Source organism: Duncaniella muricolitica, from assembly GCF_910574735.1.
GTDB lineage: Bacteria > Bacteroidota > Bacteroidia > Bacteroidales > Muribaculaceae > Duncaniella > Duncaniella muricolitica.
Genome location: NZ_CAJTCF010000133.1, coordinates 1 through 4799, shown reverse-complemented (window position 1 = coordinate 4799; position 4799 = coordinate 1). Strand labels below are relative to the sequence as shown.

The following is a 4799-nucleotide window of genomic DNA, read 5'->3' as shown; positions in this document are numbered from 1 at the left end:
ACTTGACCAAATTTTTAGTGTTAAATTTTCATGCTAAACATCAGATTTTTAACGGATTAAACACTTGGCTCCTCGGAGCCGTTAACAAATTCTCAAAAAATAACCGAAGTATTGATGCAACGAAGAATAATGGGTAAATACTTCTTCCCGTTTTTTTCTGTCAATATACATAAATACATTTACAAACTCCCTATTCTTAAAGTAATAGAAAAAGACTTAGTGGAAGATATGCGGTTATTCCTTATTGAGAACTTATGGCTACCTGACGAAAATGGGCAATATAAATTGTCTGTAATTGAAACAGTTTCTTATGAACGCAGCATAGAATTATTGGGGAATCCAATAGCAAAAAGATTTGCAGACAATGAACAAGGTATAAAAGTTCAATATTTAACTTGGATAATAGACGATGCTAAAAGCGAATTGTCTGCAACATATTTGTTGATTGATAAAAAATGGCAATTACAAAAATATCAAGTGAGAATTAAAGAGGTTGCTAACAACGCAGGATAACGGCAAGCCGTTCCCTGCTAACCATTACCGATAAAACAGAAAATATACAGTCATGAATAAAACTCCTTTTAAAGATTTTGACTTTTCCAGTTTTTGGGATAATAATGAATATGCCCAAAAATATTATATAGGGACAACACCTACTGATGAACAAGTTAAAGATATTGAAAATGAATTGGGATATAAATTGCCCCAATCTTATATTGCGCTGATAAAACAATGTAATGGTGGAGAAGCTGTCAATACATGTTTTCTAACCCAAATCCCGACTTCTTGGGCAAATAACCATATAGCAATAAGTGGAATTATGGGAATAGATAAAGATAAACCTTATTCTCTTTGCGGAGAAATGGGAAATCGTTTTTGGATTGAAGAATGGGGCTATCCAACCATTGGAATAGCGATATGCACCACTCCTTCTGCCGGACATGATATGATATTCTTGGATTATCGCAAATGTGGTTTAGCAGGAGAACCAAGTGTTGTCCATATTGATGAAGAAAACGATTATAAGATTACTACGCTTGCAGCATGTTTTGAGGAGTTTATTCGTGGGCTTGTTAATTCAAAAGACTTTGAAAGTTAAACCATCGGTAACAAAGCGTGCTAACGCTTGACAGCGTTCCCCGCTTAGCCATTAGCATTAACGTGCGACTTAAAAAGTAAATATGAAGATAGTAAATAGGACATTACTTTTTCTTGCAACGCTTTTTTGTTGTTTGGATAGTGTGAAAGCAAGTTCATTGCTCCAAGATACTATTCGGGATGAAACCTACCAGCTTTATCCGTTGGGGATTGCTTGCCGTAACAATGATATGGCAACCATAAAACGATTGCTGGCAGGAAAAGACGAACCTATGGCAATGGCTAACGATTGTTACGAGTTTGACATACTCTATACGGCAATCTACTTTGACAAAGAAGATGTACTAAAATATGCCCTTACCCGATATAAGGACATTAACGATAGAGTATATAGTGATGAATACGGGCTTACGCTCCTGACATACGCCTGCAAGCTGTCTAACGTAAAGTTAGCCCGTATTTTACTGGAGTATGGCATTAACGTAAATGGTTGTCAAAGTCCATACGACACCTACAAAGTATATCCGATTATGGAAGCCATTGCCAATAATAACATCGAACTGGTGAAGTTGCTTTTAGAATATCATGCAGACCTTGATATAAAAGATAGTAACGGCAGCACCCCTCTTGCTTTGGCTAAGGAAACAGGTGCAAAAGAGATTGAAAATTTACTTTTGCAATGGATGAAACAACAAAAAAATAATGCTAACAACGCAGGATAACGGACAAGCCGTTCCCTGCTAAACATTATCAATAACAAATGGAATAACAACATGAGAAAGCAATTCATTCAACAATCTAATAGTCAGAAAAGAGCGAAGAATTTCTTTGACACTATTACTTCTGACGGCACCTTACAAATTATTGTAGGGCAAGATAATAGCGGCACATTTTTGTTGTGGCAAGACGAATATTATATGGAGTTGTATTTGGCTGTATGCAATATGTCCATAAAGCTAAGTAAAGTTAATACCATGAATTTTCTGAAATGGCTGAAAGGAAACAAGCAAGACTTATCATTCTTGATTCATCCTGTATTCGGACAAGAATGCCTTGCTCTCAATGCAGAAGAACTGTCAAAAAAAATAGTTTCCAATATGGATAGTGACGGAGATTACTACGATACATTAAGACAAAATAACTTGTTATGAAGATGAATACAACAAACAATAAGATTCATGCAGAATTGTTCTGTACTGACATACAGAACAAAAACACAGAGAGAATATTTGAGAAGTTATTTGAAACTTCCATTGAGGAACTCCTTTCTGATTATGATGAATATGATGAAATAGACGAAGAGCCTATCGAGATTGAAGATAAGGGCGTTATGATTGGTTTCTTGCCCGAAACCAGCAAAGAGCCTGCCCAAATTGAGTATATTGATTTGGATATAAAGAGTAATCCGGACAACATGGAATATCTTTCTGTAACATTGCCGTCTTCTTTCGATGCACAGATTGAAACAGCATTATCTTCTTGCAAAAATCTAAGAATATTCTATTCTCTTTATGACACAGAGAAGCCGGAAGTAATAGTCTTTCACCATGACAATTTACGGTACGAACTCTTAGTGACAGAAAAACTTTCCATAAGCAGAATAAGAGTATGTCGCAGCGAAAACGAATCGACCGTAAACATGAGAACCTATTATCCTTTTGGTGAAGAATGTGAAATCTTACCATAATGAATGAATATGCTTTCTTAAAGAATTATATTGATAACGAGCCAAGATAGCTGCTAAACGCAGCTCCTTGTCAAGCCATTATAAACAATAAAGCCAATGGATATAAAGAGTGATATACATATCATGGAAATGAATGACAAACTGTATCAACGGTTAAAAAAGTCAGCGCATGTCATTCATGCCAAAGTTGAAAATGTTTTACGGCAAATCTCTTCATGGAAGTATGCTACACATGAATTTTATGTGCCAACTCCTTATAAGAATGAATTATCGGGTTTACCAAACGGAAGAATACGAAAAAATATTGAAGAAAAAGACCGTCTAAAAATAGCTGGTCTGTATTCTTTTGGCTTTAATGCAGAAGGAAAAATACTTTGTTCGCAAGAAGCTCCGGATAATATAGAAAATGGCATCATAACTGATATATATGAGTATGATAATGCCTTTTCATATTATGTATATCATGTTAAATATATACCCAATCAATATACAACCATAATCTCAATAAGCTATTTTTATCCATACCATGAAATGAATATCTTTCAGGGTATAAATTCATATAAAGATTGGTCGGTGTATTTATATGAATATGATAAAGAAAGAATTAGTAAAATACATAGGTATGCTTCTCGTTGGGGCAATATGCCAGCAGAGGAATATAATTTTGCCTATGAAAATAATCTTTTATGTGCAATAGTTGGAGAGAAAAGACTAAAGAATGGAGAATTATATATCCATTGGAAAAATAAAAAAGTTTATAACAAGGAAAGATAACCCCTAAACGGCGTTCCTTTCCAAACCATTATTCGCAAAAACAAATGGAAGAAAAAAACTATATTGCAAACTTTGATTGCTCGCTTTGGCAAATTGATGATTGGGGACTATATACAACCAAATCCCCTATCTATATCAATTCTTTGGGCGGCGATTTTAATGCGTGGTTTGATGTGGACGGCGAGAGTTTTCCTACTGACAAACAGTTTGTTGCATGGGCGGAATTTTGCAATATTAATTCAAATGAAATAAAAGAAATGATGATTGACGGTCTTACAAAGTTAGTAGATAAAATGGATGTCCTGCCAAATGATGTAGAGCCGGAATTTGGTCCGATATTTAGGCCTATGGTTATTTCTAGAAATGCCAAACGCTCTATTGAAGCTGTAAGACATAGTAGAAAGACATTAGGTAAAGTGGCAAAATCCACCTTAAAATGCAATTCGGTTGTTGTACCGTTACAAGATAAAGCTCCAGTTAGATTTATTGTAATGAACTTTGAAATTGGTCGTCGCCCTTATGAAATGGAAGCTGTTTTTTGTAATGAAAGGATGCTTATGGTCGGTGAAAACTCTGGCATTTGGACTCGCCTTGAATGGATAAATGAGTTTAATGTTCCAATGTTTAATATTGGAACGGCATTACATCCATATTGGCGACCCGAATAATATGCGAATAACATGCACCTGTTCCGCCTAACGGCGGCAAGCTGCAAACCATTACCAATAACAGTGCGATAAGGTAAGCCAAAGATTTTATCATCATCAAAATTAAATACAATGGAGAAAAGTAGAGATTTTCAGTTTTTTATGACTCAAAATGATGAGCAGCAATTTTGTGAGGAATTACGAGGGTACAATCCTAATATATTCTTTTTAGATATTTCTCCTTCTTCGGAAGCTGACATTAGCAAAAGACTATATACGTCTGTTGTAAATTCATCAAGTTCTTTCTTCTCTATCGTAAATTTTGATTTGATGACAATGGAAGAATTAAAAACGAGATACAAAAAATATGGCGAATATTACCATTTTGGTAGTATTGCAAGGGAACAAATGCAGTTCTTACGCTCTAAGCCGGATGTTAATGATTCCCATTTTTTAAGAAATGGTCGTATTGCTGATTCATATAACATCACTAGTGTCCCATAAAAATGGGAGCTAGTTAAAAATTAAATAAATTTGGTCCACTTGGGTCGTAGAGAACATTGAAATTTTGAGATTTAGTTTTGTCGAAGAGA

7 protein-coding genes and 1 pseudogene are annotated in these 4799 nt (G+C 34.9%); all 8 read left to right on the top strand.

The window, feature by feature from the left end; translation table 11 throughout:
* Nucleotides 1–108: 108 nt before the first annotated feature.
* A pseudogene (locus tag QGT73_RS16950) lies at nt 109–513 on the top strand (hypothetical protein); the annotation flags it as partial.
* Nucleotides 514–565: 52 nt separating this feature from the next.
* Nucleotides 566–1099, top strand: a complete 534-nt coding sequence (locus QGT73_RS16945; protein WP_123611170.1) for an SMI1/KNR4 family protein — start codon at nt 566–568, stop codon at nt 1097–1099.
* Between the two features lie 82 nt (nt 1100–1181).
* Nucleotides 1182–1820: an ankyrin repeat domain-containing protein gene (locus tag QGT73_RS16940; RefSeq protein ID WP_280123212.1), complete on the top strand. Its 639-nt coding sequence runs from the start codon at nt 1182–1184 to the stop codon at nt 1818–1820.
* A 51-nt stretch (nt 1821–1871) separates the two neighbouring features.
* A complete protein-coding gene (locus QGT73_RS16935; RefSeq protein WP_280123211.1) occupies nt 1872–2249 on the top strand; it encodes a hypothetical protein in 378 nt (125 codons plus the stop codon).
* Entirely contained in the window at nt 2246–2785 is a 540-nt protein-coding gene (locus QGT73_RS16930) for a hypothetical protein (protein ID WP_280123210.1), read from the top strand. Before QGT73_RS16935 ends, QGT73_RS16930 begins: the two co-directional genes overlap by 4 nt.
* A gap of 96 nt (nt 2786–2881) precedes the next feature.
* Nucleotides 2882–3559 (top strand): hypothetical protein, encoded by a 678-nt coding sequence (locus tag QGT73_RS16925; RefSeq protein ID WP_280123209.1) that lies wholly within the window; start codon nt 2882–2884, stop codon nt 3557–3559.
* A 44-nt stretch (nt 3560–3603) separates the two neighbouring features.
* On the top strand, nt 3604–4227 hold the full coding sequence (locus QGT73_RS16920; RefSeq protein WP_176468602.1) for a hypothetical protein: 624 nt from the start codon (nt 3604–3606) through the stop codon (nt 4225–4227).
* Nucleotides 4228–4338: 111 nt separating this feature from the next.
* Nucleotides 4339–4710, top strand: coding sequence for a hypothetical protein (locus QGT73_RS16915; RefSeq protein ID WP_280123208.1), 372 nt, complete (start codon nt 4339–4341; stop codon nt 4708–4710).
* The last annotated feature ends 89 nt before the right edge of the window (nt 4711–4799 follow it).

Coding starts and splice junctions, on each gene's coding strand:
- QGT73_RS16935 (WP_280123211.1), top strand. CDS start 1,872: ATGAGAAAGCAATTCATTCAACAATCTAATAGTCAGAAAAGAGCGAAG.
- QGT73_RS16920 (WP_176468602.1), top strand. CDS start 3,604: ATGGAAGAAAAAAACTATATTGCAAACTTTGATTGCTCGCTTTGGCAA.
- QGT73_RS16945 (WP_123611170.1), top strand. CDS start 566: ATGAATAAAACTCCTTTTAAAGATTTTGACTTTTCCAGTTTTTGGGAT.
- QGT73_RS16930 (WP_280123210.1), top strand. CDS start 2,246: ATGAAGATGAATACAACAAACAATAAGATTCATGCAGAATTGTTCTGT.
- QGT73_RS16915 (WP_280123208.1), top strand. CDS start 4,339: ATGGAGAAAAGTAGAGATTTTCAGTTTTTTATGACTCAAAATGATGAG.
- QGT73_RS16940 (WP_280123212.1), top strand. CDS start 1,182: ATGAAGATAGTAAATAGGACATTACTTTTTCTTGCAACGCTTTTTTGT.
- QGT73_RS16925 (WP_280123209.1), top strand. CDS start 2,882: ATGGATATAAAGAGTGATATACATATCATGGAAATGAATGACAAACTG.